Here is a 26,174-nt window from a genome sequence, read left to right as displayed (position 1 = left end):
CAACGCTAGCCTGTTTTCAGGGTGAGGACTCGGGAGGACACGATGGATCAGGCGATGCCTGCGCTCGACTACAGCTTCTATTTCCGCGAGCGGCCAGTGCTGGTGACCGGCGGTGCCTCGGGCATCGGGCTGGCGATTGCCGAGCGTCTGCTGGCCTCGGGCGCGAAGGTCGCGATCTGGGACCTGCGCCGTGACCGGCTTGACGTGCTGGCGCAGCGACATGGGGACCGCCTGTTGACGCAGGAGGTCGACGTGGCCGATGCCGATGCGGTCTGCGCGGCCATGGCAAAAATCGTCACGACCTGGGGCGGTCTGGCGCACCTCGTGAACAATGCGGGCATCATCGGGCGCATCATGACGCTGGATGCCTTCGACGCGGGTGAATTCCAGCGCGTGCTCTCAGTGAACCTCGCCTCCGTCGCGCAGGTCACCGCCGCCTTCGTGAAGGCGGACGGCGATTTCGGCGAACGTTCCATCGTGAACCTGTCGTCCATCGCGGCTCGGACCGGTGGCATGGTGGGCAACATGGCCTACGCCACCACGAAGGCCGGTGTCGCCACCATGACCCTGTCCATGTCGAAGGAATTGGCGCCGAAGGTCCGTGTCAACGCCATGGCGCCCGGTATCATCGACACGGAGATCCAGATGGATTCTCTCGGTGACCGGGCCAAAGTCGACGCGCTGGCCGACATCATCCCGATGAAGCGGCTGGGCCTGCCGGGGGAAGTGGCGGAAGCTGCGATCTGGCTGCTGTCGCCGGGGTCCTCCTACACTACCGGGTCGCTGCTCGACGTGGCGGGAGGGCGCTGAGATGAGCCGAGCGGCCACCCTGCGCAACCTGATTTCCGGCACGGAAATCGTCTCCGCCCCCGGTGCCTATGACACGCTGACCGCGCGCCTCGTGGAGCGCGCCGGCTTCCCTGCGATTTACATGACCGGATTCGGTGCGACCGTCGCCCGGCTGGGTCTGCCGGACCTGGGCTTCATGACCCAGACGGAGATGACTGCCCATGCCCGTGACATGGTCCGCGGTACGTCCGTTCCGGTGATCGCCGATGCTGACACCGGCTACGGCGGAGTCAACAACCTGCATCGCACCATCGAGGAATACGTACAGGCCGGTGTCGCCGCCGTGCACCTCGAGGATCAGATACTGCCGAAAAAATGCGGCCAACTGGGCGGCATCAGGCTGGAGACGCCCGGCGCCAATGTGCGGCGCCTGAAAGCGGCGATGACGGCCCGCGGCGACAGCGACATGGTGATTATCGCTCGTACCGATGCGCTTGGCGTCGACGGCCTGGAGGCCGCGCTCGACCGGGCGAAGGCTTATGCCGATGCCGGCGTCGACATGGTCTTCGTCGACGGGGTGAAGACTATCGCACAGGCCGAAACCATCGGCCGGACGCTGGATTTCCCGCGCGTGCTGAGCATCGTCGATGGCAATGAAACCGCGGATCTGACCACGCAGGATGCGCAGGATATGGGGTTCTCGGTTGTCTTTCACGCGCTTTCCACGCTGCTGTCGGCATCGCGCGCCGTGGCTGGAACACTGGCCGAGCTGAAGGCAACCGGCACCACATCCGGGCTGGCGGGGCAGATGGACGACTATGCCACGCTGAGCGACGCGGTCGATCTGCACCGTTGGGAGGAGATCGACGCCACTTACGGCTGAAGATTTAGCCACGTCAGAGAGAGTGTGTCACAGGGAGGAAACAATGACGACTCGCACCTATGGAAAGATCATCGCCAGCATCGCGCTGGCCACCGTAACGGCCGCAGCAGCCCTGCCCGCCCACGCACAGGACCGCGTCCGCTGGCGGATGCACTCCACCTACCCCGAGGCGATGCCCGTGGCTGGCGCCACGTCCTATCACTTGGGCAAAACCATCGACATGATCTCGGGCGGAGCCTTCGACATCCGGGTCTTCGAACCAGGTGCGCTGGTGGCCGGCACGCAGTATTACGACGCGGTTTCGAACGGGTCTATCGACGCGGCCTACGGGTCGCCGGCCTTCAACACGGGCAAGAACTCGGCCTATGCCTTCTTCGCGGCCGTGCCCTTCGGCCCCGGCGCCGGTGAGATGATGGCCTGGCTGCGCCACGGCGGCGGTATGGAACTGGCCAACGAACTCTACGCCGAAGATAACCTCTACATGCTACCCTGCGGTATCCTGCCGCCGGAAACGGCCGGTTGGTTCCGAAAGGAAATCAAGACGATGGATGATCTGAAGGGGCTGAAAATGCGGTTCCTCGGCCTGGGCGCGAAAGTGATGGAGAAGTTCGGCGTCTCCACTCAGCTGCTGGCCCCGGGCGAGATCTACCAGGCGCTGGAACTGGGCACGCTGGATGCGGCGGAGCAGTCCATCCCTGCGGTGGACCGGGGTCTCGGCTTCTACCAGATCGCTAAGTACAATTACTTCCCCGGCTGGCACCAGCAATCCACCGTGCAGGAGCTGCTGATCAACCTCGACAGCTGGAACGCGCTGGATGAGGGCAAGCAGACCATGGTGAAGCTGGCCTGCGACCAGGCGCTGATGCAGCAGTTCGCGGACGGCGAAGCGGCCGAGTTCGAGGTGATGCAGGCGAATGTCGAGGACGGCGTGCAGAACATGACCTGGAGCGACGACCAGCTCGATCAGTTCCGCACCGCATGGGAGGAGGTCGTCTCCGACGAGACCGGCTCGAACCCTGATAGCCAGCGGGTGTGGGACAGCCTCACCAAGTTCCGCGAGAACTACAAGATCTGGGGCGAAGCCGCCTACCTGAAGTAACCTCCGCCTCGGCGGAAACCGGATGCGCGGGACCTGGCGCCCGCGCATCCCGCGGCGACTTGGGAGGGGACCTTGCACGCGCTTCTGAAAATTTCGGACATCTTCGATACCATCGGTCGACGGATCGGCCAGATCGGCGCTTGGATGATCGTGCCGATGATCCTGATCATCGTCTACGACGTGGTGACCCGCAAGTTCGTGGTGGTGCAGCAGTTCGTGCAGAACTCCGCGTTGAACGACTTCCTGTCACCGACCAAGCTGCAGGAGGCCGAATGGCACTTGCACGCGATCATCTTCCTCCTGGCCTACGGCCTCGCCTACCTGAATGGCACGCATGTCCGGGTCGATCTCTGGCGCGAAACCCGCAGCCCGCGGACCAAGGCCTGGATCGAGGTCGCGGCGCTTCTCGTGCTCGGCATTCCATACATCTGCGTCCTGATCTGGGCATCCTACAACTTGGCCTATACCTCCTTCCTACAGGGTGAGGGATCTTCGGCGATGACCGGCATTCCGCACCGCTGGGTCATCAAGTCCTTCGTCCCGCTGGGCGCGACTGTTCTGCTGATGGCCCTGACCGCCACCCTGATCCGACTGGGCTTGTTCCTGGGCGGGTCCCCCGCGATCCGCGAGGCTGCCGGAAGCCGTCTGGGCATGCTGGGCATCCATGCCGAAGCCGAAGACCGGAGGACAGAGGCATGATCGAAGCGATCAAGTGGCATCTCTACGACTACATCGGCGGCTACATGTTCCTCGTGCTGGCGCTGTCGCTCTTCCTGGGCTTCCCGGTCGGGCTGACGCTGGGCGGGCTGGCCCTGCTTTTCACGCTGGCGGGCATCGGCCTGGATCTGATGTCGGTGAACGAACTTTTCCTCTATGCCGACCGTCTCTGGCAGACCGCGGCAGTCAACCAGGTGCTGGTCGCCGTGCCCGCCTTCGTCTTCATGGGCATTATGCTGGAGAAGTCCCGCGTCGCGGCGGAACTGCTACGGGCGTTGCAGTTGATCCTGGTCAAGGTGCCCGGCGGACTGGGCCTCGCCGTCACGCTTCTGGGCACGATCATGGCCGCGACCACCGGGATCATCGGGGCCTCCGTCGTCATGCTGACCATGATGGCCCTACCCGCGATGCTGGATGCGGGCTACGATAAGCGGCTGGCTTCGGGCACGGTGGCGTCCTCCGCGACGCTCGGGATCCTGATCCCGCCGTCGATCATGCTGGTGATGATGGCCGATCTCATGGCGATCCCGGTGGGTGATCTGTTCCTCGCCGCCATCGCGCCGGGGTTGCTGCTGGCCGCACTTTACTGCGCCTACATCATCGTCATGGCCATCGTGAAACCCGAGCGGGCCCCCAGGATTGCACGCGCGACCGAGGAAATCGGCGCAGCCAACATCACGCGCCTCATGCTGAAAGGGTTCGTCCCGCCGGTCATCCTGATCATGCTTGTCCTGGGCTCGATCTTCGCCGGTTGGGCCACACCCACCGAAGCGGCGGGAATCGGGGCCTTCGGCGCGATGATCCTCGCGCTGTTCAACAAGCGGCTGAACGGGCGCATTCTGAACGACGTGTGCATCCAGACGGCCTCGACTTCCGCGATGATCTTCCTGATCATGGCTGGCGCCACGGCCTTCTCCTACACCTTCCGCGCGCTCTACGGCGAAGACCTGATCCTCGACTTCATCGCCTGGATGGACCTCAGCCATTGGGGCTTCCTGATCCTGCTCATGGCGCTGATCTTCTTCCTCGGGTTCTTCTTCGACTGGCTGGAGATCACGCTGATCGTGCTGCCGGTCTTCGCACCCGTAGTCGCGAGCATGGCGTCGGAATTCGCGCCGGTGCTGGGGATCGAGGACCTGCCGATCGCCGACCAGCGCGCGCAGATGCTGTTCTGGTTCGCAGTGATCGTCGCCGTGAACCTGCAGACCAGCTTTCTGACGCCGCCTTTCGGCTTCGCGCTCTTCTTCCTCAAGGGGTCCGCCCCGCCCGAGGTGAAGATCGTCGACATCTACAAGGGCATCATCCCCTTCGTTGCAATCCAGCTGGTGGGCCTGGGACTGGTGATTGCCTTCCCGCAGATTGCCCTGTCGTTGCCCCGCCTTCTGGACTGAGCCCGAGGAAAAGACCATGATCAACACGATCAAGACCAGGCTCGCCTCCGGCGAGTTCATCAAGGCCGCCTGGGCGCATTTCGGCAGCGCTGATGTCTGCGAGGCGATGGTGCGTGCAGGGTGGGATACCATCCTGATCGACGGCGAACACGGCCCTGGCGGGATCGAGGACTGGGTGCAGATGCTGCGCGCTGTTGAACTGGCCGGCGGCGAGGTGGTGCTCCGGGTGCCCGACACCTCCGCCTCCACCCTGCAGAAGGCGCTGGACCGCGGGTTTCGCACGCTCGTTGTGCCCCATGTGGATGACTTCGCCACTGCGCAGGCGGTGGTGGAGGCCTGCCTCTTCCCGCCGCGGGGACATCGCAGCTTCGCCTCTCCGCTGGTGCGGGCCTCACAGTTCGGTGCGCGTGGCGACTACACGCAGGTTGCCGCGGACGAACTGTGCCTGATGTTGCAATGCGAGCATGAAAGCGCGGTGGAGGAACTGGCCCGCATCGCCGCCCTGCCCGCCTGCGACAGCATCTTTATCGGGCCGAACGACCTGGCCGGCTCCATCGGCTACCTCTGCCGCGACCGGGAAGAGGCGCCGATGGTGCTGCGGGCACGGGCCGAAGCTACTGCGCGTGCCGCGGGCATCCCGCTCGGCACCATCCTGGGCCCCGAAGGGTTCGAGGAGCTGCGCGCCATCGGCTACGGTTTCGTGGTGGGGCCCAGCGACGTAACCCTGCTCACCGAGGCCGCACGCGCTGCCCTGGTCGACGACACGCAGGCCGGAGGCTATTGAGGTCTGACGGGCCGCAGGAACAACGGCCCCCGGAACAAGCAGGATTTCCCCGACCGGTCCAGTGATCGGGGAAGCCCTGCCGCGCCTCATCAGAGCGTGGAATAGCCGCCATAGATCATCTGTACCGATCCGGTGATGAAGCTTGCGCCCGGCGTAGTCAGGTAGGTGGCCAGGTTGGCGATCCCCGCGGCCGTGGACATGCTGCGCGCGCTCGAAGCGAATGGCATCATCTCGCTGGAGACGAAGACCAAGTCGGGCGGCTACCTGTCGAGCGAATACTATGAGGTAGACCTGACCGAGAAGGGTCGGAAGTCCAGGGCCTGGGATGCGCAGAAGGGCTTCTGCATCGGACACCGCGAGGTCGCGGAAACCTGCCAGAGGCGTCCTACGATATCGGAAGTAAGATCTAGAAAATCTTACCATTTTTCGGCTATCCGTGATGTGCGGGGTTATTCGATGCGGCTTTCGTTGTGCGACAGGCTGAAGCCGCCCGCCACCAACCTATCGCCGTCGTTGAGGCTTTTGCGGCAGCGCCATTTCCAGACCGAAAGGATCGCGCCTCGGATTTCGCGTCGGGAGATCAGCGTCGCGATGAAGGCGGTGCATGACGCTGCGATCCGTTTCCGCTGAGTTGGCGCTGAAGTAAAAACTATTTGTAAGACGGTTGCGCGATCCCCCCGAGAGCGCTGCCGCGAAAACTGTTAAACCGACGGCAGGTGTATCCGGTTCGCAGGCCCGGGTCCCAACTACTATCCGATAAGACTGGTTATCGGATACGACTTTGCAAAAACATCGCGCGCGCGATCAGCGTGGCATAGAAGCCGCATAATTTTCGGCAAGCTACTGGAAACATTGCGTGTCTGAGGTCTGGCCGTAGGGTCGCCCCAAATTTACCCGACCGAGAAGACCCATGACGACAGAGACCCAGACCACCGAGCCCCAGACCACCGAGCCTGCCATCTCCAAGAAAGGGCTGCGGGCCCCAACGCGCAGGGAGGTCCTCGGATTGTCCGGGGCATCGGTTGTGTTCCTGCTCGGCTGGTTCACCGAAGAAGGGCTCGCCATGGCCAAGGATTACTTCTACCCAGATCAATATCAAATCCAGGCGGACGCGATCCGCGGCGAACTCTCCAGAAAAACCGATGAGATCAAGAGCCTCACCGACCGCATGGCCGAAGACCTGTCCGGGCTGCGCGACGGCTCCGCTGACTCCGCGGCGCTCGAAGGGTTCCTTGCCAAGGCGGAACAGCTCATGCAGCGCACCGAGGAGCTCCAGCCCGCGGTCACCCGGGCCTCCGACGTCTCTGCGCAACTGGCCAGGGCCGACGCCGCCTCGAAGGCGACCGAAATCGCCCACCTAGGCTACAGCACCCGGCCGGACGTTACGATCCGGGAACACGAGGGGTTTGAGCTCTGTGGCGAGCGGTTCTTCTTTGGAGCCAGAAATTGGCGTCCAACGTTCGACAATGCCATTTCTGCGGACCTCGCCTTCCGAGAGGAAACGCAGAGCGATGGTAGTTTCCACCCAGGCGAAATCCTGAGCATCCGGGGAGAAACCACGCTGGCCACTGTGGCCTATAGCGGTGTGGTGGGGCAGGGCGACGACCGGCGGCTCGCGTTCAACGTGGCCTGTAATCCAATCCCGGCTTCCTGAGGCGGGCATAGGCCTCGGCTTCGACCGCCATATCTGAGGTGCTGCCTCCCCCGGAGCCACCAAACCTGAAAACTATGGCACATCGATGCCGCCAGGGGGCGGTTACAGCATCAACCCGCTGGCAGCACCCTGAACCGCGCCGGGTTTTCCGGAGGCTGATTGTCGTTAGTTACGCGGCCATGTTCTCAGTTTCCAGAGCCGCGTAGAAGTTTGTCTCTGCCTCGGCAGGCGGGATGTTCCCGACGGACCCGAGATTTCGGCTGGAGTGAACACTATTAGTAATAGTGTTCACTCCAGCGCCGTTCCGCACCCCCCGTTCCCGGGCGCCGCGGCGGCTTTCCATCTTCCCGAGTAAACAAAATTTAGGCAATCTGATCACCATGTCCGAGATGCGCCTGCACGACCCCGCCGGAAACCGCCTTTATCTCAATGCCGAGGAGCGCGCCGCCTTCCTCGCTGCGGCGCGGCAGCAGCCCGCCCGTGACCGCACGCTCTGCGAGATGCTGCACTGGACCGGCTGCCGGCCCTCCGAGCTGCTCGAGATCACCCCGGCCCGCGTCGATCTCTCCGGCGGCAGTATTACGATCCGCAGCCTGAAGAAGCGCAAGGATGCTTCCGGGCGGCAGAAGGTGATCTTCCGATCCGTGCCGGTGCCGGCGGAGTTCCTCGACACGCTCAACACCGCGCATGGCATTCGCGAGGCGCAGCGCTCGCGGAAGAAAGCGGCGCAGCCGATCTGGAATCTCGGCCGGGTGCGGGTCTGGCAGATCGTGAAGGGCGTCATGATCGAGGCGGGCGTTCCCGATGCGCCGCACCGCTCGCCCAAAGGGCTGAGGCATGGCTTCGGCGTGCATGCGACCGTCCAGGGCGTGCCCCTGCACATGCTGCAGCGCTGGCTCGGCCATGCCCAGCTCAGCACGACGGCGATCTATGCCGATGCCGTCGGCCGCGAAGAGCAGGATATCGCCGCCCGGATGTGGCGCTAGGGGCGCGAATTCGGTGACCATGAGCTGTAGCTGTCAGGTGAAGCGGTGCGCGATTTTCAAAGAGGGGTCTCCGTAAACCGTGGAAGTCGGCTTCGTGGGTATTCCGTTGAAAAACTCCGCTTGTCTGAAGAGCTGGCCGCTGATTTAATTTGGCTGCGGCAGCTTGAGATGAACGGCGATGATGGGGTCCCGGCAGGAAGCGCAAGGCGCTCTCTTCTACGAGTTCTCGATCGAAACGCACGTTCCGCCGGACCACATGCTCCGATCAGTTGATCAATTCGTCGACCTGGCCAGCATCCGGCAGCACCTGGCGCCATTCTACAGCTCCACCGGACGACCGTCGGTTGATCCGGAACTGATGATCCGCATGCTTCTGGTGGGTTACATCATGGGCATCCGGTCCGAGCGCCGGCTCTGCGAGGAGGTCCATCTCAACCTTGCCTACCGCTGGTTCTGCCGCCTCGATCTGACCGTCCCGGTGCCGGATCATTCGACCTTTTCCAAGAACCGCCACGGCCGCTTCCGCGACAGTGACCTGTTGCGCCATCTCTTCGAGACCGTGGTGGCGCGCTGCCTCGAGGAGGGCCTCGCCAGCGGCCAGCGCCTCGCCGCGGACGCCAGTATCATCCAGGCTGACGCGAACCGGCAGAACTCCACGCCGAAGTCGGACTGGCGCCCCGCCAGCATCGATCCCGGAGACGCGCCTCGGGCCGTCAGGGAGTACCTGGACACGCTCGACGATGCCGCCTTTGGCGCAGCGAGCCCGGTCGAACCGAAGTTCACCTCGCATTCCGATCCGGCCTCGCAATGGACCGGGGCTCGGGGAGGTCCGGCCTACTTTGCCTATTCCACCAACTACCTGATCGATACCGACAACGGCGTGATCCTTGATGTGGAGGCCACCCGGTCGATCCGTCAGGCCGAGGTTGGATCGGTGCGGACGATGATCGACCGGGTGAACGATACCTTCGGCATCGCACCGGAACGGCTGATCGCCGACACCGCCTACGGCACCGGCGTCATGCTGGACTGGCTGGATCAGCAGCGCGGCATCGCACCCCATATCCCGGTGTTCGACAAGTCAGCTCGCCGGGACGGAACATTCGAGCGCGCCGACTTCGCCTATGATGCCGAGAGGGATGTCTACATCTGCCCGGGCGGCAAGGAGTTGAAGCAAAGCCGCCGGACCTTCACGAAACCCCGGGAGAAAAAACCCGATGAAGATGGCATGCTTCGCTACCGCGCCGGCAAGGCCGATTGCGATGCCTGCGAGTTGAAAGCGCGTTGCTGCCCCAAGGCGCCCTCGCGGAAAATCCTCCGGTCGATCTTCGAGCCCTCCCGGAATCGGGCGCGTGCGATTGCTCACCCGTCTCCTCGTCGATCGGTTCGTCGCCATGGTGCGCAACGGCACATCGGGCGACCTGGCGGCGTGGCTCGTTGAAGCAGCGACCAGCGAGATCGCCTCATTCTCCCGCGGCCTCGCCGCTGATCGAGCTGCTGTGGTCGCAGCCCTGACGGAGCCTTGGTCCAACGGTCAAACGGAGGGACAGATCAACCGCCTCAAGACCCTCAAACGACAGATGTACGGCAGGGCCAACATCGAGCTTCTGAAAGCGCGTCTGGTCGCTGCATCATGACGCTGGAGATGCACCAAATTTGATTCAGAGCCCAGATTTCCGGCTGATAGCCGGCCGCGTGCAAGCTGGCCAGCGTGCCGGCGTCGACCTTGTAGGTCTTCACATGGGCATGGGCGGCCGTCTTCGACCTTTATTGGAACCAGTTGTATAGCGGATAAGTCACTAGACCGGGAAAAAGCACCAGCAAGACAAGTACCAACAGATGTGTTCCCAAGAAGGGAAGTACGCCGAGCGCGGCCCGCTCAATCGGTATTTTCCCGACCCCGGAGATGACGTTTAGAACGGTGCCCACGGGGGGTGTAATCAAGCCGATGGACGCGCAGATGATGAACAGTACGCCAAAGTAGATGGGGTCTATGCCGGCCGCCTTGACTACCGGGATCAGGATCGGTCCCAGGATGAGAACGATGGGTGTCAGGTCCATCACCATTCCGATCGCGAAGACAATCGCAAGAATGACAAGCAATAGCAGAACACGGTTGTCCAGGAACGGTTCCACCAATCGGACCATTTGTTGCGGCAATTGGGCAATGGTGATCAACCAGGCAGAGACAAGCGCGGAGGCGACTAGCAACATGATGACCGATGTCATCCGCGCCGCCGCGAGAAACACTGGCATGAGGTCGCCTAGGCTGATTTCGCGATAGATGAACAGGGACACCAACAATGCATAGACCGCAGCCACGACCGCCGCCTCTGTCGGGGTGAAGACACCGGCGCGCAGGCCGACGATCACGATCACCGGAAGCATGAGTGCCCAGAAGGATTGGCCCAGGATGCGGAGCCGCTCGCGGCCGGATACCTTCTCTTGCAGGGCTTCGTCCCCGTTGCGGGTCATGACCCACCAGGTGACCGCCAGCGCGACGGACAACAGCACGCCCGGCGCAATCCCGGCGAGAAAGAGCTTGCCGATCGACAAGTTCGTGGCGACCCCGAATACCACGAAGGCAACAGATGGCGGTATGATCGGCGCAATGATCCCGGCCGATGCAACCAATCCGCCGGCGCGCTCGGGCCGATAGCCTGACCGCACCATCATCGGTAGAAGAAGACCGCCCAGTGCCGCCGTGTCGGCGACCGCAGAGCCGGACATCGACGCCATCAGGACGCCGGCGAAAATGGCAACATAGCCAAGCCCGCCACGGAAGTGCCCGACTAGGGCCGAGGCAAGTGCAACAATCCTCCTGGAGATCCCTCCGGCATTCATCAGTTCGCCCGCGAGCAGGAAGAAGGGAACGGCCATCAAGGGAAAGCTGTCCACCCCGTTCACGAGGTTGAGGGCGATGATCTGGGGATCGAAGAGGTGAAGATGCAGCATCAAGGCGACGGCGGTCACCAAGAGCGAGAAAGCGATCGGCAAGCCGGTAAAGATGCACAGGAGGAGCGTGCCCAAGAAGATGGCCAAGGTCATTGAAAAGCCTTTTCAGAGGGATGTTGTTGCGCTGTCCGGCGGGGTGGCGTCAGCGACGCCACCTGCGCAGATGGCGCACAAACTGAGAGATCAGCACGACTTCTGCCGCGATGGCAAAGAAGACCGCAGCCCAGTAAAAAATGCTATTGGAGATGGCGGTCACGGGAAGTGGCACGTTCAGATTGATGAATGCTTGTTTCAGAGACCCGGTCAGGATCAGCCCGCAGACAAGTGCCATTGCAAGGATGCAGACCAGGCCAAGGGTGAACTGAACCGTCTTCGGAAGCCTTGAGGTGATCATGTCGGTGGCCATGTGCTCGGATCGGACAAGCCCCACGACGGCACCGAGAAAGACCATCCAGACGAACAGCCAGCGTGATGTCTCATAGGCCCATGGCAGGCCTGAATTCAGCAGATATCGCGCCACGACATTGGAAAAGACCAAGACGATGAGCACCAAGAAAATGGCGAAAATGACAATCTGCAACGCCTGTTCACAGGCTGTCTTCATTTTTTGCAAGATCATGGTCCCCTCCCCGTCTGCGACCGCGCCAATAGGGCATTCAGCACACCTCGACCAGACAGCCTGTATGCGCGGATTTCCGGATCGCTTCGACAACACGCAGGTTGTTCAAGCCATCCTCGACCGTTACGATAGGATGCGCGGATCCCCGGATTACATCCACGAAATGCGCGAGCTGCGCGGCAAGCGGGTCCACCGGGGTCACATGGACGCCGGACTGCTCGAAGGGTATCTTCCAGCTCTTGTCCGTCTCGGCGTGATATGACTGAAGCCGCATGGTCGGCACGCCGACCGTGCCCATTGTGCCGCATATCGTGTAACAATCGTCCCGGTCGTTGCGGGTTTCGGTAAAGACCGGGTCTTCGACGGTTGTCTGCTCCCAAGACATGTTGCTCGTGACGCAATCGGATACCGCGATGGTTCCGAGAGCCCCGCTGTCAAACCGCAGGTTGACCATCGCGGTGTCTTCCACTTCGAAGCCGCGGGCCTTGCTGGACAGCATCGCTTGCACCTGGACGATTTCGCCACACAGCGCCCGCAGGTTGTCGATGTCATGAATGGTATTAAGCAGAAGCGGCCCGGCTCCTGCCCGAGTGCGCCAGGGTGCGTCGGAAAAATAGCCATCCGCATCAGGCTTGTGCAGCAGGTACATGGCGTTTGCGGCGACGATGTCGCCTAGTGCCCCGGATTGCACAATGCCTACTGCAGCCTGCATGTAGGCGCTGTGGCGGCGATGATGGCCGACGAGAACCGGGACGCCTGACAGTTGCGTGGCTGCCAGAAGGCGCTCGCCCTCGGCAATGTCATGGGCCACGGGTTTTTCGACAAGCACTGGAATCCCTTGATCTAGGCACCACAGGGCTTGGGGCACGTGCAGGTGATTGGGGGTCGCCAGGATGACGCCGTCCGGGCGCATGGCCGCAGCCATACTGTCCATGTCAGGATAGGTTGGGCAGTGTCCGGCGGCGATCTCGTCGCGCGTGGGTGAAGGGTCGACAACGGCGGCCAGGGTACACCCCGGTGTCTCGCCCAAGTAGTGCATGTGGCGGCGGCCAATTGCACCGGCCCCGACAACGGCAATGTTAAGATTGGTCATCTCATCCTCACACCCGAAATTGCGCCAGCGCCAGCGAGTCGTCGAGAGCGGCTTTTACGCGTTTGACATAAGCCGCAACGCCTTCCTCTCGCCATGCGGCCACATTGGGGATCTCGACAGCATAGACCGCATCCTCGGGAAGGACGGTATAAAGCCCGGCCAGGTCCAGGCCACCCGCGCCGGGAAGATCACGTTGGTTTCGACCTGCATGGATCAGCCCTTCGCGCGTGTCCGGCGCCGCGGCCGGCCCGTCGCAGACCTGGACCCAGCGCAGTCGTTCGGGGGGCAAGGCGGCAATCTGTTCCGGTTGCGACCCTGATCTTGCGACATGCAGGAAATCTACCAGGATACCGACATCGTCGGACGTAACGGAGTCCAGCATCTCGCAGGCGTCGGCCAGCCCCGCAAGGGGCGTCCAGGGGATGAATTCAAGATCTAGGCGGAGACCTAGCGCGGCAGCACGATCGCAGAGCAGGCCAAAATCTTCGATCGCTCGCGTCCGGTCGGCGTCCAGTATCTGGACCATCACCGTTTGCGCTCCGATGTCAGCCGAAGTCTGCAAGAGCCGATCCCAGAAAATCACGGGGCGGTTTCCGTCCAGCCGGACCGTTTCGGTTCCAAGCACCTTGAGGCCGGTGGACGTCACGCGCTTGCGCAGGCTCCGGATCTGCGACGGGTCGTCGATGAGATCGGTTTCGGCTTCTTCCGGGACGGAACGGTACATGCGAAAGCTGACATGGTCGAAGTCATTATCCAAGGCTAAGTCGATCAGCTGGTCCGGCGTTGCCGGCAGCGCGGTCAAGGGGTCGAGACAGGTTTTCATGGCAATGTCATCTCTGCCCGAGGTCGGTGAAGTGCAGCCAGTCGGGATTGGCCGACAACCGTGGTGTGCCAGCCGGGATCGGTCCCGGAGGAATGGAAAACATCGTGGTCCTAACCAGGCGAATGAAGGCGATTTTCCATGTGCCCGCGACCTTGCGATATTCCTCTTCGTAGTGGCCAAACCCGAAAATACGGCGGACTTGGAGGGCACCATCCGAACCGGTATCGCTGCGCTCATAGAAGTCCCGCTCGGCCCAGACTGCCCGGGCGCGGAGGGAATTGTGGAAGGTGATTTCAGGAGTGTGGCACTGGTGAACAGCAGGCACGTCCGTCAGCCAGGTCGATACGCCCGCCATGTACATGTCCAGGGTTCCGCCACCGGGCGCCGAGGCATAGCCTTCGAACCAGGCGTCATCCGTAAACAGGGCTCTCAGGGCTGGCCAGTCCTTGGTGTCCAGGAAGCGGCAGTATCTCGATTTGAGGACCGTGATTTCATCCTTGTCGAGAAGCCGTTGCAGTCCGTCCATTCATTCCTCCCGTGACGTGGCCGTTGTTTTCGTAAACAGATTACAATACAAGACTGAGGCGCATCAATGTCAGAAAATGCGAAATATAATTGAACCATAGGCACAAATGATCAGTGATATGCAAGCCATGGTGCGCGTCGTGGATAAGGGTAGCTTTACCGCGGCCGCCGAGAGCATGGGGAAAACACCTTCTGCTTTATCAAGAATTATCAATAAGTTGGAGGCGCGGCTCGGGGCGCGCTTGCTGCACAGGACGACCCGTCGGATATCGCTGACGCCCGAAGGTGAGCTGTATTACAAGAGATCCAAGCTGATCCTTGCCGAGATCGCCGATACCGAGGCAGAAGTGTCGATGACAGGGCGTCAGCTTCATGGGCAGATTAGGGTCACGTGCCTGACCGGGTTTGCATTGAACGCACTGGCCCAGGAGCTTCCGAAGTTCACTCTACTGTACCCGGAGATTCAGGTTCTGGTGTCGATCGAAGACAAGATCACTGACCTAGTCAGGGATGAGTATGACGTCGGCATCCGTTCCGGCACGATATTGGAGCCGTCATTAGTGGCGCGGCGGATCACGTATTTCCAGCGCCACATCTATGCCTCGCCCAGGTACCTGGCACAAAGAGGCACGCCTCAGGTTCCCGCGGACCTGGAGAGCCACACTTGTGTCATTCCCAACCTGGCGTCCAGCCACTGGGACTTCAAATCCGAAGGAAAGCTTATTTCCGTCAAGGTTGGAGGATCGGTCTACACCGACAGCGCTGAAATGGCGCTGCGCACCGCCATCGCGGGGGGCGGGATCGTGCTGGCAGCGAACTTCATGACCGAGAATGAAGTTGCCAGTGGCCGGTTGGTGCCTTTGCTGAGCAAGTACCATACTGACCAATTGATCGAGTTGTCTGCTGTCTATCCCTCCGGACACCTGCGAATGCCCAAGGTTCGAGCCTTGATCGACTTCCTGGTCGATGAATTTCGGAAAAAGCCCTGGGCGGGATAAAGCGCGCTGTAGCCTGCCTTGCTCACACCCAAGGGCCGATCTTCGCGGTGGTCTTATTTCAGACCGGACAGGCGAGTCGGATACATGATCGTCGACTTCATTTCCCCGGTAAGCCACTTGGGCCCGTTAACCGGCGGCCAGATACCATCGGCAACGGCCCTGGCGCGGACTTCACTACGTTCTTCCAGGCTCTTATATGGCCAGATTTGGCTGAAGCGTGGCGCCCCGTCCAAGGCGTACATCACGACAGACACGGGCGACATCTGGCTGCGTTGCGGTACGGCGTTCTTCCATCCCTCGATGGTCGGCTGAGTGCCTCCCAGGCGTAGATGGTAGGTGCGCAACTCGTAGACCGGTCCAAAGTCACCGGCCTCGACCGAGCCCATGAAGGGAAATCCGCGATAGCCTTCGTAGTGGACTCCGAGAAGTTCTTCACCACCGCCGAAAGGGCTTTCGGCCTGCAGGCAGCGTTCACGCTCTTCGTCGAAAACCGCTTTCTCTTCGAATTCGCGCAGCAGAATGACTTGGTTCAAATCGCCAATATCGGTGAACCAGCTGCCGACCAATTTCCCAGCAGCTTCCGGCTGATCAAGGAATTCCTCTACGTTGTCCAGCAAGGTATGTAGTTTTCCGAAGGCGACCGTAAGTGTCGAAAGATCATAATAGTGCATTGAGGTTTCCGCTGTGCTGAGAAAGGTTTCTGGGTTTGACAAGCCGCATTCACTGGACGGCTCCCTGGACCTAGGGAGCCGATACCGCTTGGTCATGCGGGGTGTTTCAGTGCGCGGCGCGCAGGTCCGACAATCGGGTGAGCACTTCGTCAACTAGGTCGGCGCCGATCTGGTTGCGGTATTTCTCTATGACGGGCACCATGCGCTCGCGAATCCGGTCCTTTTCCGTGGGAGAGATGCGACTGACCGTCATTCCGGCGGCCTCAAGCTCTCCAACGACCTCGCCCGCTCGTTTGCGCGACAGGTTGCGCTGGTACTCGGTCGCAGTGGCCAAGGCCTCAGTGACGACGTCCTTTTCGTGCTGGTTCAACCGGTCCCAGAAAGACTTGCTGAAAGCGACGATCATCGGGTTGTAAGCATGCCGCGTCAACGTCATGTAGTCCTGAACCTCGTTGAACTTCATGCTGCTGATCAGCACGGTCCCGGTCTCCTGTCCGTCGATAATCCGCTGTTCCAGGCCGCCATAAACCTCGGGGAAGGGCATCGGGGTGGCATTGACGCCAAGGGCATCGAACAGGTCAATGTAGATCGGGATCTGGGCAACCCTGATTTTCAGCCCTTCGAAGTCCTCCAGCGTCTCGACTGGCCGCCGGCTGTTTGTCATGTCGCGGAAGCCGAAATCCCAATAGGTGGCGCCATACAGTTGATGGTCTTCCAATGCGGCAAGGAGGTCCTGACCAGTCTCGCTAGTGGTGATAGCATCCACTTCATCCGAGTTCTCGAACAGGAAAGGCAGGTCGTATACCGCAAGTTCCGGCACCATGCTGGCAAACAGGCCGGTGCTGTTGGCCGTCATTTCCAGGGTTCCGCCTTGCATGGCCGAGAGGACCTGAGTGTCGCCGCCAAGCACGCCGTTGGCAAAGATCTGGACCTGGATTTTCCCGTCCGTTGCATCGGACAGAAGCTCCGCGAATTTTCGGGCCCCTAGGGTCGTCGGGTGATCTTCCGTGCTCGTCGTTGCAAAGCGGATCGTGTGTTTGTTGATCTCTGCTGTCGCCATCGATGTGCTCAGGCCAAGTGCCGCGATGCCGGCGATCAGCAAGCATCCAATCTTGGATTCTTGGGTCATAAGTGTCTCCTCCATTTCGTTGCCTTTGAAGCAAAGCGTTTGCTGCGACGTCCGGACGCTTCTGAAAGCAAACCAGAAGACATTTAACACTTGCGATTTCGACTGATAATAACGGTTGATTGCAATTTATTAGTGCCTCATAATCAATAATATTTGTATGCACCGTCTGAACTGATGCGGTGGATGCCCCCAGGAACACCATCGGCCACAACCGTCCCTTGGTCCGAACCGACCAGTTGATCCTTTTGGCCGAGGGAACCCGCATTCTACGCGCTTTGGGCGTTCGTATTTGAAGCCGGTTTCCCGAGTTTGGAGGCCTACCGTGCCGATGCGGACGGCGATTCTGGTTTGACAATGCTGGGCACCAAATCCACCTGCAAGAATTGCTGGCGGCAGGTGCTGGCTGAAGCCGCCAAGATTCCCCGAAAGCATTTTCGGATGCTGGAGCCCGGCATCACAGAGCCTCAGACGGCACAGATGGAGGCATCAGGCCTTCAGCTTGTTGTGCCGCAGGCGATTCAAGATGTCGTCGTGGGGCGGCCAGGACCGGATAGGCTGGCGCTTCCACATCCCAGAGGAGGATAGGATGCGGCGGAGAGGCGACAGCGGCGCGGCCGGAAGATCGTGTTTATCAGGTCATGCGAGGTGATGAACCTCTGTGCCTGCCTTGGTGACTTGAACTTGCCCATAAACTTCTCGCGCTTCCGGGTCGGTCGGTGGGACCCTTCGGTGCGGTTGTTCATGCTACACTATGCAATCATAGTGTAGCATACTGTAGCGTTCCAAATGATACACTATGATTGCAAAAGGTAGATCTCCGGTTGACCAAGTCATCTGGAGAAGGCCACTCTTGATAAAAACATGGGGGCGAGCATGCCGGTTATCTCTTTCATCAACGCCAAAGGCGGCGCGGGGAAATCTACCAGTGCCTTAGTCGTCGCATGCGAACTTGCTGAGGAAGCCTCGGTCACCATCATCGACGCAGACCCCAATCGACCGATCTCCGAATGGTGCCAGTTAGCGCCAATGCCCCACGCTGAACGCTTCGACGTGGTTAACTCAGCAGGCGAGCGGCACATCCAAGATGAGATCGATGCCGCGGCTCGGCGCTCGCAGTTCGTCATCGCAGACCTCGAGGGCACCGCGTCGCGCATGGCTTCCTTCGCAATGGGCGAGAGCGATCTGGTCGTCGTGGCGTGCCAGGAACAGTATCAGGATGCGCGCGCCGCGCTGCGCACGCTGGAAGAGATCGCCCTCGAGGAGCGCAGCCGTCGCAAGACAATCCCATCGGCAATCCTCTTCACGCGCACCAAGGTCGCGGTGAAGCCGCGCACGGCCCGGCGCATCCAGACCGATCTGCGGGCAGGGGAGGGGGTTCGTGTCCTCGACTGCGAACTTGCCGAGCGCGACGCCTATGCGGCGCTCTGGGGTGCCGGCGGCGGGCTGCGCCAGCTCGACCCATCAGAGGTCAACGGCATAGACAAGGCAATCAACAATGCAGACGCGGTGGCGCGGGCCATCATTGAGCTTCTGCGGGAGACCATGTGATGAGCAACGCACCCAAGCCCCTCGGCCTCAGCTCGTTCAAGCCCCGAGGCGCCGCAGAAGCGCGCGCTGAGCGCGAACCCTCGGAGATCGACCCCAGAGGGGCAGGGGAGATGGATCGCGTCTCTGAGCGCAATTTCGTGCGCCCTGACGTCGAGCCTTTCGAGCGTGAGCGCTGGCCGTCGCGCGAGCCCCTCAATGAGGCTCAGATCAACATCCGTGCGCAGCGCGAGGACATCGAGCGCTTCAAGCGCTTGTGCCGGGACGACCGGCGCAAGCAAGGCGATATGCTGCGGATCCTGCTCGATCGCTTCGAGGGCAAGGGCCGATGAGGCGCAACGAACATTTCAAGCTCATCGTCAACATGCCGACCGCCGTTGACGTGGGTAAGCTCTTCGGCGACTTTGGCGAGGCGGAGAAGTTCTCCAAAAAATGAGCTCTCCGCTCTTCGTTTATGGCAACTACGTCAAGACCGCTGAGTCAGAAATCTAGGGCCGTCCACGCTTCTCGAACCAGCTCTGACAGAACTTGACGAAGTGCCGCTCGGGGTTCTTCGGCTCGATCTCTTCTTGGCCGCACCAGCGTCGCCACTCTCGCTCGAGGTAGTAGATGTCCCATCCCGGTGCCACGTTAACTCCCTCACCATAGGCGTCCGGATTGAGCTTGCCCTCAAACATTTCCTCGGCCGGGACAGGGACCGAGCCTCGGGAGTGAAACGTCAAAATACGCCGGTCACCGTCGAACTCCATCGTGTAGTCGGGGAAATGGTCCTCGACTTCCGCAGCTACGACAATCTCACGGATCGCACGCTTAAACTCATGCCGATTTGAGTGCGAGCCGCATTTCTTCTGAAGCTTCTCTAGACCGATCTGCCATTTCGTCTGCAGCCCGCAGTGCTTGCGCGCAAGCTCGTAGAGTCTTCTCTCCAGCGGACCGCGAAGCCGAAAGTAGGCTCGTGAGATCGTCAGTACCTCGCGGGACTCAATAGCATTGAAAACCCAGTCCGAGAGCTTCACCTCCAAGTCGAGCATACGACCGCCGGCGGTTTCACGTACGATCCGGTAGCTCTCGATCAGACCGAAGCCTTCATCCGTTTCTTTCCCACCGGTAATAATGTTCGTTTCAATACGCGTACCGGCCAACCTAGCGAGCGCCTTCTTCAGAAGTTCGTAACCGCGACCCGAGGTCATCCGGTTGGTGGCCTTGAGTAAGTCAGAAGCGTGGAAGCGCACCGTCTGGCTCACCTCTCGCCCCGAATTAATCCCTGCCACAATCTGACTAATACAAAAAATTAACACGTCCCGGTCGTGTATCGTAGCGAGCCCGTCGACTGAGGGCGTGATTGTGATCTGGTAGCCGTTGTGCTCGTAGTGCCGTTTGGCGCAGTCCTTACGTGTCGACAGTGAAAAGATTGGATGCTCCATCGAAGCAACGTCAGACTTTGGCGCTGCATCGAAGATGTCGCACAGGAAAAAATCAGCTTGCGGGTGGCGATCAGGAAGAAGGTGCGTCGAGCTCATGCGTCGAGAGACACCCACTCGGCCTGACAGGTCAAGAGAAAAGAACGTCACTTCACCCAGACAACGTCACTTCGCCCAGAAAGCGTCACTTCACCCAGACAACGTCACTTCACCCAGAACGAATCCCACTTCACACAATTGCGAATCCCACTTCACCCAGACGGAATATCATTAAGGTATTGAATTTGAATGATAATTCGGCGTATTTAGAAGGTGTAACCCTATATATAACCCATTTATAACACCAGCTTCCTTAAGACTGACCTCTTGCTATGAGGAAAGATCCCCTGCCACACCTCGCTCTGAGCAGTCGCACCAAATCCTTGAGCTAACAGCTGTCCAACTCCTCAGTTCAGTGGGTTCTCATCAAACCGCTCCTCGTAGACCTTGTTCTTGAAGTAGATGTTCTGCTTCGCTCGGAGCGGGTTCCGGTTGCCCACGAGCAGCAAGAGCTCATCTGCCGGCATCCCCTGGATTTGCTCTCCTGTCATGAGCTTCTGGCGCTGCTCCGAGTAGGAGTAATCCCGTCCTTCGTGTAGCTCTTTGCCTTCCCGAATTTGCTGAGAAAACACCGTGCTGTCTCCGAGGTGGCGTGCCGTCCACTCGGCGGTTTCAATATCGTTGATGTTGAACATGCGCTTGGTGATGCAGGATCCGAGGATGGCCCGCGTGTCTTCGCGCCCGTAGGCCTTTTCGACCTGACCGAGATCCTGCGTGACAAAGAGCGCCTCGAACCCAACGCCGGCGGCGACGGTGGCGATGTTGATGACCTGCTCCATCCGCCCCATGCGGACGAACTCATCGAGGACAAGCAGGATAGGGGCCTTGACCTTGCTGTGCCCGTCCTGGCGCACCACAACGCCGAGAACCATGTTGATGAAGAGCCGCATGAACACCGCCTGTTTGTCGACCTGGTCGAGCGGCACGACGATGAAGAGATCGAGCTTGTCCACGAGCAGATCGCTCAGCCGGAAGCTCGAGCGCTCGACAAAGCGCCGCATCTCGTCCGACTGCATCCATTCGAAGGCTTTCGAGACGGCGGTCTGGATCGAGCCGCGCTCCCGATCGCCGGCGCGCAGGATGGTGGCCGCGGTCTGGGCGGGGCGGTGCCCAATGAGATCCGCGTTTTCCGCCCAGGCTTCGAGCGTCGCATCCAGATCCGCGGCGAGCAACAGATCTGCCACGGTGATCAGGTTGCGGCGCTCGGGCTCTTCCTGGGTCACAACAACCTCGATCGCCGCGGCGATCAGCTGGCGGCCCATTTCTGAGAAGTGGGCGCCGTCGCCGTGCTCGGGCTTCACGAGCCCGTCTGCGACCAGGGCCACGTCGCGGGCGAGGTAGTCGGGGCGGATATAATCGAGCGGGTTAAACTGGTCGCTGGGCGCTTCGATGAGGCCGAAGGGGTTCAGCACTGCCACCTTGCGGCCGAGCTCCTGGCGATAGCGCCGGGTGACCGCGAAGTTCTCGCCCTTGATGTCCAACACCACGGCCGGCCCCTGGTGGTCGAGGATCGCCGGGATCACCGCGCTGATGCCTTTGCCGCCCCGGGTGCCTGCGACGACCATGTGGTGGCCTGGCCGCCAGAGCTTATCGCCACTCGGCAGGTAGCGCAGGATCTTGCCCTTGTGCAGCGCCAGCGGCAGGCCGGTCTTGTTGCGCGCCATATGGGCGACGTCGCGGGGATCCATCCAGCCGGCTTGCCACGGCCCGGTGCGGGATTTCCGGTTCCGGCCGATCTTCGGGTTGAACACGGTCATGATCGGCTGGCGGATCGCCACCGCGAGCCCCATGGCGCCCATGGCGAAGGAGATCGCGATCGCCTGCTGGTGGGGCTCGGGATAGTGCGCCAGCTGTTTGAGGCTCTCCCAGATGGCGCGCGGAAACGGCCAGCCCGCGACAATCCAGGATTGGTACGCCGCCTGCATGTCGCTCAGGAGCCCTCTGAGGGGCATCAGGGCGACGAGGGTGGCTCCGGCCAGGCAAACCCAGGCGAGGACCCTCAGTGGCGCCCTGTGGCGCTCTGCGGCGATCCCCAGGGTGTCGAGGATGACGGCGGCCGCGGCGATGGGCGCGGCGTAGGTGGTCATCGGGTAGATGGCGATCAGCTGTGGCAGGAGAAACACCACAGCTGCGGCTGCGAGGACGGCGCCGGCCATGATGGCCCAGTGGCGGGTTTCCAGGATGAAGGTCATGGCCGGTCCTCTTTGGCATCGTCGGGGAAGAGAAGCTGCCAAAGCCCACGGTCTCGATCGCGGTCGGTAAGGCGCTCTGGCAGCTCGCGACGCACCAGCGCCTGCAGCGCAGGATCGTCGCTCAAATTGTCGAAGACCAAATTGCCTAGAAGGAATTTGATGCGGTCTTCGTCTTTCTTTTGCGTGAGACGACGCCTGGCATCGGCCGCTGCGATCCGGGCGTCGAGTTGGGCTTTCTTCTCGGCCAGCTCTTCGAGCCCGGCGTCGGGCAGGCGTCTTTGGGACATGGGGCACCCTCGCAAAGTCGATACAACCCTAGCGATAGTGATTTGTGTTGAACAGCTCTAAATGCGCGCTTATACATTGCTGCGCAATGTCGCGTCCTCAGGGGGGCTCCGCCCCCGCGCCGGACGGCTTCCCCCCAAGGCGGCGATGCCGCCTGACGAGGGTTTCCACCCTCAATCTCCCGACCAGCGCCGACAGGCGCTGGACCCTGTTTGCAGCGAGGTCCGTCCGCCGTGGCGATCTATCATCTCAGTGCCAAAGTGATCAGCCGGGCAGGGGGACGGTCCTCTGTTGCAGCCGCAGCCTATCGGTCTGGCGGTCGGCTGAGAGATGAGCGTCAGGGGCGCGAACACGACTACAGCCGTAAGGGCGGCGTGGTGCATTCCGAGATCATGGCGCCAGAAAATGCGCCGGAGTGGATGCGGGATCGCGACCAGCTCTGGAACGCGGTTGAGGCGGTGGAGAAGCGGCGGGATGCGCAGCTGGCTCGCGAGATCGAACTCGCGCTGCCGCGCGAGCTTGATCGGGAAAGCCGGCTCGAGCTGCTGCGCGGTTTCGTGGAGCGCGAGTTTGTCGGCCGCGGGATGATCGCGGATGTGGCGGTGCATGAGGGCAAGGCCCGGGACGGGCATGGTCAGCCGCATGCCCACGTCATGCTCAGCATGCGGGAGCTGACCGGCGAGGGGTTCGGCAAGAAGGACCGGAGCTGGAACGCGCCGGACCTTCTGGTGGGCTGGCGGGAGGCCTGGGCGCGGGATGCAAACCGGGCGCTCGAGCGGGCAGGGCGGTCTGAGCGGATTGATCACCGCTCGCTCGATGTTCAACGCGCCGAGGCCGAGCGACAGGCGGAGCGGGCGCGGGAGAGCCGCCAGGAAGATTTGGAGCTCGAGCACGAGAAGAAGGTGGTCGAGCTCAGCCGCGAGCCCGAGCCTAAGATTGGGCCGTCGGCCTATGCGCAGGAGAAGCGCGGGATTGCCACGGAGCGCGGCGATGCGTTCCGCGCGGCGCAGGCGCGGAACGCGCAGCGCCAGGAGATGGGCTGGCGGCAGCTCGAGCTGCGCCTCGAGCTCAGGGAGCGCGGCCGCGCCTTTGTCGTTTCGGCCCGTGAGCGGCTGGGGCAGCTCTGGGAGCGGGCGGAAGGCGCCATGGCGAGGATCAAGGAGAGGGTTATGGGCGAAGTAGAGCGGCCGCAGGGTCGAGGCGAAGAGGGCCGTGACGCGCGCGGCGATCTTGAGCAGCGGCGGGCCGCTGTTTTGGGCCGAGAGGTTGCAGCTCCCGACAAGCAGAGGCCAAATGCGGGCCGAGAGCGCGCGGCGCCAGAGGCGCCGGATCAGGACCGGCGCAATGCCATCCTCGGGCGTCACCGCGACACCGGGCAAGAGCGCGGCTCTGGCCGCCACCGGGATCGCGATCGAGAACGATGATTTTTAGAAAGGGCCTGTGTCGTGTCCGAACATCCCTACCATAAGGACCAGCCCGCCGTGACAGCGATGGCCTGGCGCATTTCCGAAGGCGGCACGCAGGAGTTTGCGACCCTCGAGGCATTCGTGGCGGTGTACGGCCAGAGGGCTGCGGACATGCTGGCTCAGGGTGTGTTGCGGTCCGCTCTCTGGGAGATTGGCGTGGCGATAGCGCCGGCGTCCTTCGGAGGCGAAGGGCGCGACCAACCCTTGGGCCTGAAGCTGCGTCCGGTTCAGGACGCAGCGTGATGTTTGAGAATACCCGTTCGCGAGTGGAGTGAAGCGATGTCACCAAAGCAATGGCGTGTCGTGCTCGACGCGGAAAAGCCGCCCGCCTGTGGCGATTGGCTCGCGGCCAATGGCATGGGACCAGGAAGCGAAGAGACCGTTCGGTTTACCTTCCTGGATCACTCGCAGGCGGACGGGTTCACCTTCCGAAATGACGTCAGCATTGATGGGCGTGTCCTCTGCGCGGACAGGCTGTCCCCTGACGCCTATGTTGACGAGGTGCCGTGGCTGCACTTTCCCGATTGCATGAAGGTCGTGGGCGTGCAGCTCCTTGATTGGCGACCTACCGGTTGGTCCCATGACAGGACCCTGTGGCTGCTGACCGTGGAAAGTCTGCCGTCGAACCACGAGTTCGAGAGACGATTCATCGAGGCGCGTGACACTCGAAAGGGGGGAGGCTGGTGGCCGTTTCGGCGGTAGCGGCTTAGTCAGCGCATAGCCCCTTCAGCAGGGCGTGCATCTCACCCAGGCGTTTCTCGCTGGCATCGCTCAGCGAGCGCTTCAGAACCGGGTACTGGGCAACGAGATCGCCCCAATCCCCAGAGGCCTGCAGCTGCTTCTTAGCCGTACGGATAGCGGCTTTCACACGGTCGCGCTCAGCTGCCCAGGCATCGTGCTCCGCCCTCAGAAACTCGGCGACACGCCGGCCGAACGGGCTGAGGGGGCACCGACGTGGCTGGTAGTATTCTCTCGCGGTGTCGACGCGTTCGATCACGCCCAGCTTCTGGAGTTTCTGACGCCGCGCTGGGGAAAGGTACAGTTCCGGAATGGAGTCTTCGCCCACTTCTGACTTCCCGCCTTCGAAGTCCAAGGCGAGACGTAGTTCGTTGCGGTCGTTCCGGCCCAGTTTGTCAGCTGTATCGCGTATGCGGTCGGCGTCTTCCATTGGAACTCCTCGGCTTAGCCCTTTGCTGACGCGGGCGTGCATGCATCGCCGCGCGGGGGGGTCAGTCCCTGCGTTGCGAGAACAGCGCCTTCAGCCGCTGACGTTCGCTTTCGGCGCGCGGTTTCTGTGCAAGAAAGGCATTGGTGTAGTTGACCTTGGTCTGACCGACATGGCGGGAGAGCATTTCGCGGACCTCGGCCGTCCGACCCTCTGCAATCAGCCGTGCCATCGCCCTGTGATCGGCCATGGACCGCTGCGGTTCGCCGGCCGCCCGCGCGGCGAGTTGCGTGCGCAGTGCCGACACCCGCCCTACCACCATGGCGTATCCCCGTTCCAGGTAGAGGTTGCCCGCGTGGTCGATAATGGCCTGGTGATAGGTCGCGTCGAGCCGACCGTAGGCGCGCATGTCGTCCTCGGCCACCGCAGCCTCCATCTCCCCGGCAATTTCCGCCAGCCGCATGCCGAGGTCGTCGGGCGCATTCACCAGCGCGAGATCGAGCGCCTGCATTTCCAGCCCGGCGCGGTAATCGCAGAGCATCTCGATATCCTCGAGACCGGGCGTGAAGATATAGGTGCCCGATTTCGGCACGATGGTGACCAGGTCCTCCAGCTGCAAGAGGTTCAGCGCCTCGCGAATCGGCGTGCGGCTGACCCCGAAGGCGGCTGCGAGATTTTCCTCCGAAAGCGCCTCGCCGAATTCGAAACGGGCGTCGATGATCGCCTCGCGGATGTCGGCGGCGATTTTCCGGGCCAGGCTGGTCTTGCCCTTTTCTTTGTTGAGGGACGCCATGAGGGCCTTTCGTCTGACTGGTGGTGACATCCTATATGACCTCACATTTGGGATACATCACTTAGTATTTTTAACTTGTATCCTAGAATGCA

The 26,174-nt window shown here is 61.6% G+C and carries 28 protein-coding genes and 3 pseudogenes; 18 read left to right on the top strand and 13 right to left on the bottom strand.

Features of this window, described 5'->3' with window-relative positions; translation table 11 throughout:
* Window positions 1-42: 42 nt before the first annotated feature.
* The 11 genes and pseudogenes from ACXAD2_RS08065 to ACXAD2_RS08015 all read left to right on the top strand — a co-directional run.
* On the top strand, window positions 43-810 hold the full coding sequence (locus tag ACXAD2_RS08065; RefSeq protein ID WP_475168955.1) for an SDR family NAD(P)-dependent oxidoreductase: 768 nt from the start codon (window positions 43-45) through the stop codon (window positions 808-810).
* A gap of 1 nt (window position 811) precedes the next feature.
* Complete coding sequence (locus ACXAD2_RS08060; protein ID WP_475168954.1) at window positions 812-1,672, top strand: isocitrate lyase/PEP mutase family protein; 861 nt, start codon at window positions 812-814, stop codon at window positions 1,670-1,672.
* Between the two features lie 43 nt (window positions 1,673-1,715).
* Window positions 1,716-2,771, top strand: a complete 1,056-nt coding sequence (locus ACXAD2_RS08055; RefSeq protein ID WP_475168952.1) for a TRAP transporter substrate-binding protein — start codon at window positions 1,716-1,718, stop codon at window positions 2,769-2,771.
* Between the two features lie 72 nt (window positions 2,772-2,843).
* Window positions 2,844-3,470 (top strand): TRAP transporter small permease subunit, encoded by a 627-nt coding sequence (locus ACXAD2_RS08050; protein ID WP_475168951.1) that lies wholly within the window; start codon window positions 2,844-2,846, stop codon window positions 3,468-3,470.
* Window positions 3,467-4,879 (top strand): TRAP transporter large permease, encoded by a 1,413-nt coding sequence (locus ACXAD2_RS08045; protein ID WP_475168949.1) that lies wholly within the window; start codon window positions 3,467-3,469, stop codon window positions 4,877-4,879. The genes ACXAD2_RS08050 and ACXAD2_RS08045 overlap by 4 nt, the downstream gene beginning before the upstream one ends.
* 16 nt (window positions 4,880-4,895) lie before the next feature.
* Window positions 4,896-5,663, top strand: a complete 768-nt coding sequence (locus tag ACXAD2_RS08040) for an HpcH/HpaI aldolase family protein (RefSeq protein WP_475168946.1) — start codon at window positions 4,896-4,898, stop codon at window positions 5,661-5,663.
* A gap of 198 nt (window positions 5,664-5,861) precedes the next feature.
* Window positions 5,862-6,293: a hypothetical protein gene (locus ACXAD2_RS08035; RefSeq protein ID WP_475168944.1), complete on the top strand. Its 432-nt coding sequence runs from the start codon at window positions 5,862-5,864 to the stop codon at window positions 6,291-6,293.
* Between the two features lie 280 nt (window positions 6,294-6,573).
* Window positions 6,574-7,317 carry a hypothetical protein gene (locus ACXAD2_RS08030; RefSeq protein ID WP_475168943.1) on the top strand — a complete coding sequence of 248 codons (744 nt, stop codon included), beginning with the start codon at window positions 6,574-6,576 and terminating at the stop codon, window positions 7,315-7,317.
* A gap of 380 nt (window positions 7,318-7,697) precedes the next feature.
* Complete coding sequence (locus ACXAD2_RS08025; RefSeq protein WP_475168941.1) at window positions 7,698-8,303, top strand: tyrosine-type recombinase/integrase; 606 nt, start codon at window positions 7,698-7,700, stop codon at window positions 8,301-8,303.
* Window positions 8,304-8,481: 178 nt separating this feature from the next.
* Window positions 8,482-9,666: pseudogene (locus ACXAD2_RS08020) on the top strand (IS1182 family transposase); the annotation flags it as partial.
* A 4-nt stretch (window positions 9,667-9,670) separates the two neighbouring features.
* Window positions 9,671-9,940: pseudogene (locus tag ACXAD2_RS08015) on the top strand (transposase); the annotation flags it as partial.
* Window positions 9,941-10,070: 130 nt separating this feature from the next.
* Here the strand turns inward: ACXAD2_RS08015 and ACXAD2_RS08010 are convergent.
* The 5 genes from ACXAD2_RS08010 to ACXAD2_RS07990 are packed head-to-tail and all read right to left on the bottom strand — an operon-like array spanning window position 10,071 to window position 14,319.
* Window positions 10,071-11,351, bottom strand: coding sequence for a TRAP transporter large permease (locus tag ACXAD2_RS08010; protein ID WP_475168940.1), 1,281 nt, complete (start codon window positions 11,349-11,351; stop codon window positions 10,071-10,073).
* 49 nt (window positions 11,352-11,400) lie between these two features.
* Window positions 11,401-11,877, bottom strand: a complete 477-nt coding sequence (locus ACXAD2_RS08005; RefSeq protein WP_475168939.1) for a TRAP transporter small permease — start codon at window positions 11,875-11,877, stop codon at window positions 11,401-11,403.
* A gap of 37 nt (window positions 11,878-11,914) precedes the next feature.
* The gene (locus ACXAD2_RS08000) at window positions 11,915-12,970 is read right to left on the bottom strand and encodes a Gfo/Idh/MocA family protein (protein ID WP_475168937.1); all 1,056 of its coding nucleotides are present in this window, start codon (window positions 12,968-12,970) and stop codon (window positions 11,915-11,917) included.
* 7 nt (window positions 12,971-12,977) lie between these two features.
* Window positions 12,978-13,793, bottom strand: a complete 816-nt coding sequence (locus tag ACXAD2_RS07995) for a sugar phosphate isomerase/epimerase family protein (protein ID WP_475168935.1) — start codon at window positions 13,791-13,793, stop codon at window positions 12,978-12,980.
* A gap of 7 nt (window positions 13,794-13,800) precedes the next feature.
* Entirely contained in the window at window positions 13,801-14,319 is a 519-nt protein-coding gene (locus tag ACXAD2_RS07990) for a nuclear transport factor 2 family protein (RefSeq protein WP_475168934.1), read from the bottom strand.
* Window positions 14,320-14,437: 118 nt separating this feature from the next.
* On the opposite strand from ACXAD2_RS07990, the gene ACXAD2_RS07985 reads away from it, so the two are divergent.
* Window positions 14,438-15,316, top strand: coding sequence for a LysR family transcriptional regulator (locus ACXAD2_RS07985; protein WP_475168932.1), 879 nt, complete (start codon window positions 14,438-14,440; stop codon window positions 15,314-15,316).
* A gap of 53 nt (window positions 15,317-15,369) precedes the next feature.
* Here ACXAD2_RS07985 and ACXAD2_RS07980 read toward each other — a convergent pair whose 3' ends face one another.
* Together ACXAD2_RS07980 and ACXAD2_RS07975 are read right to left on the bottom strand one after the other, a co-directional pair.
* Window positions 15,370-15,987: an NIPSNAP family protein gene (locus ACXAD2_RS07980; protein ID WP_475168930.1), complete on the bottom strand. Its 618-nt coding sequence runs from the start codon at window positions 15,985-15,987 to the stop codon at window positions 15,370-15,372.
* Between the two features lie 106 nt (window positions 15,988-16,093).
* Window positions 16,094-17,116, bottom strand: a complete 1,023-nt coding sequence (locus ACXAD2_RS07975; RefSeq protein ID WP_475168929.1) for a TRAP transporter substrate-binding protein — start codon at window positions 17,114-17,116, stop codon at window positions 16,094-16,096.
* Window positions 17,117-17,425: 309 nt separating this feature from the next.
* On the opposite strand from ACXAD2_RS07975, the gene ACXAD2_RS07970 reads away from it, so the two are divergent.
* Window positions 17,426-17,701: a type II restriction endonuclease gene (locus ACXAD2_RS07970; RefSeq protein WP_475168927.1), complete on the top strand. Its 276-nt coding sequence runs from the start codon at window positions 17,426-17,428 to the stop codon at window positions 17,699-17,701.
* Here ACXAD2_RS07970 and ACXAD2_RS07965 read toward each other — a convergent pair.
* Window positions 17,635-17,859 (bottom strand): annotated as a pseudogene (locus ACXAD2_RS07965) (hypothetical protein); the annotation flags it as partial. The gene ACXAD2_RS07970 and the pseudogene ACXAD2_RS07965 overlap by 67 nt on opposite strands.
* A gap of 130 nt (window positions 17,860-17,989) precedes the next feature.
* On the opposite strand from ACXAD2_RS07965, the gene ACXAD2_RS07960 reads away from it, so the two are divergent.
* Window positions 17,990-18,664 (top strand): ParA family protein, encoded by a 675-nt coding sequence (locus ACXAD2_RS07960; RefSeq protein ID WP_475168926.1) that lies wholly within the window; start codon window positions 17,990-17,992, stop codon window positions 18,662-18,664.
* Window positions 18,664-18,993: a hypothetical protein gene (locus ACXAD2_RS07955; protein ID WP_475168924.1), complete on the top strand. Its 330-nt coding sequence runs from the start codon at window positions 18,664-18,666 to the stop codon at window positions 18,991-18,993. The genes ACXAD2_RS07960 and ACXAD2_RS07955 overlap by 1 nt, the downstream gene beginning before the upstream one ends.
* Before the next feature lie 156 nt (window positions 18,994-19,149).
* Here ACXAD2_RS07955 and ACXAD2_RS07950 read toward each other — a convergent pair whose 3' ends face one another.
* The 3 genes from ACXAD2_RS07950 to ACXAD2_RS07940 form a co-directional block, all read right to left on the bottom strand.
* Window positions 19,150-20,181, bottom strand: a complete 1,032-nt coding sequence (locus ACXAD2_RS07950) for a replication initiator protein A (protein WP_475168923.1) — start codon at window positions 20,179-20,181, stop codon at window positions 19,150-19,152.
* 347 nt (window positions 20,182-20,528) lie between these two features.
* Window positions 20,529-22,373, bottom strand: a complete 1,845-nt coding sequence (locus ACXAD2_RS07945) for a type IV secretory system conjugative DNA transfer family protein (protein WP_475168922.1) — start codon at window positions 22,371-22,373, stop codon at window positions 20,529-20,531.
* Complete coding sequence (locus ACXAD2_RS07940) at window positions 22,370-22,660, bottom strand: hypothetical protein (protein WP_475168920.1); 291 nt, start codon at window positions 22,658-22,660, stop codon at window positions 22,370-22,372. Before ACXAD2_RS07940 ends, ACXAD2_RS07945 begins: the two co-directional genes overlap by 4 nt.
* Window positions 22,661-22,891: 231 nt before the next feature.
* Here ACXAD2_RS07940 and mobQ point away from each other — a divergent pair, with 231 nt between their 5' ends.
* From mobQ to ACXAD2_RS07925, 3 genes are read left to right on the top strand one after another with little or no spacing between them, the layout of a single operon-like run.
* A complete protein-coding gene (mobQ, locus tag ACXAD2_RS07935; RefSeq protein ID WP_475168918.1) occupies window positions 22,892-24,082 on the top strand; it encodes a MobQ family relaxase in 1,191 nt (396 codons plus the stop codon).
* 21 nt (window positions 24,083-24,103) lie between these two features.
* A complete protein-coding gene (locus ACXAD2_RS07930) occupies window positions 24,104-24,367 on the top strand; it encodes a hypothetical protein (RefSeq protein WP_164185150.1) in 264 nt (87 codons plus the stop codon).
* A gap of 36 nt (window positions 24,368-24,403) precedes the next feature.
* The gene (locus tag ACXAD2_RS07925) at window positions 24,404-24,826 is read left to right on the top strand and encodes a hypothetical protein (protein WP_475168917.1); all 423 of its coding nucleotides are present in this window, start codon (window positions 24,404-24,406) and stop codon (window positions 24,824-24,826) included.
* A gap of 4 nt (window positions 24,827-24,830) precedes the next feature.
* On the opposite strand, the gene ACXAD2_RS07920 is transcribed toward ACXAD2_RS07925, so the two are convergent.
* Together ACXAD2_RS07920 and ACXAD2_RS07915 are read right to left on the bottom strand one after the other, a co-directional pair.
* Window positions 24,831-25,292 (bottom strand): hypothetical protein, encoded by a 462-nt coding sequence (locus tag ACXAD2_RS07920; RefSeq protein WP_475168916.1) that lies wholly within the window; start codon window positions 25,290-25,292, stop codon window positions 24,831-24,833.
* Window positions 25,293-25,353: 61 nt separating this feature from the next.
* Window positions 25,354-26,082, bottom strand: a complete 729-nt coding sequence (locus ACXAD2_RS07915; protein WP_475168914.1) for a GntR family transcriptional regulator — start codon at window positions 26,080-26,082, stop codon at window positions 25,354-25,356.
* Window positions 26,083-26,174: the final 92 nt, after the last annotated feature.

The sequence above is a fragment of the Salipiger sp. ABN3_019 genome, assembly GCF_056158605.1.
The sequence above is the reverse complement of the archived record's forward strand: the minus strand, read 5'-3'. Positions and strand labels throughout refer to the sequence as shown.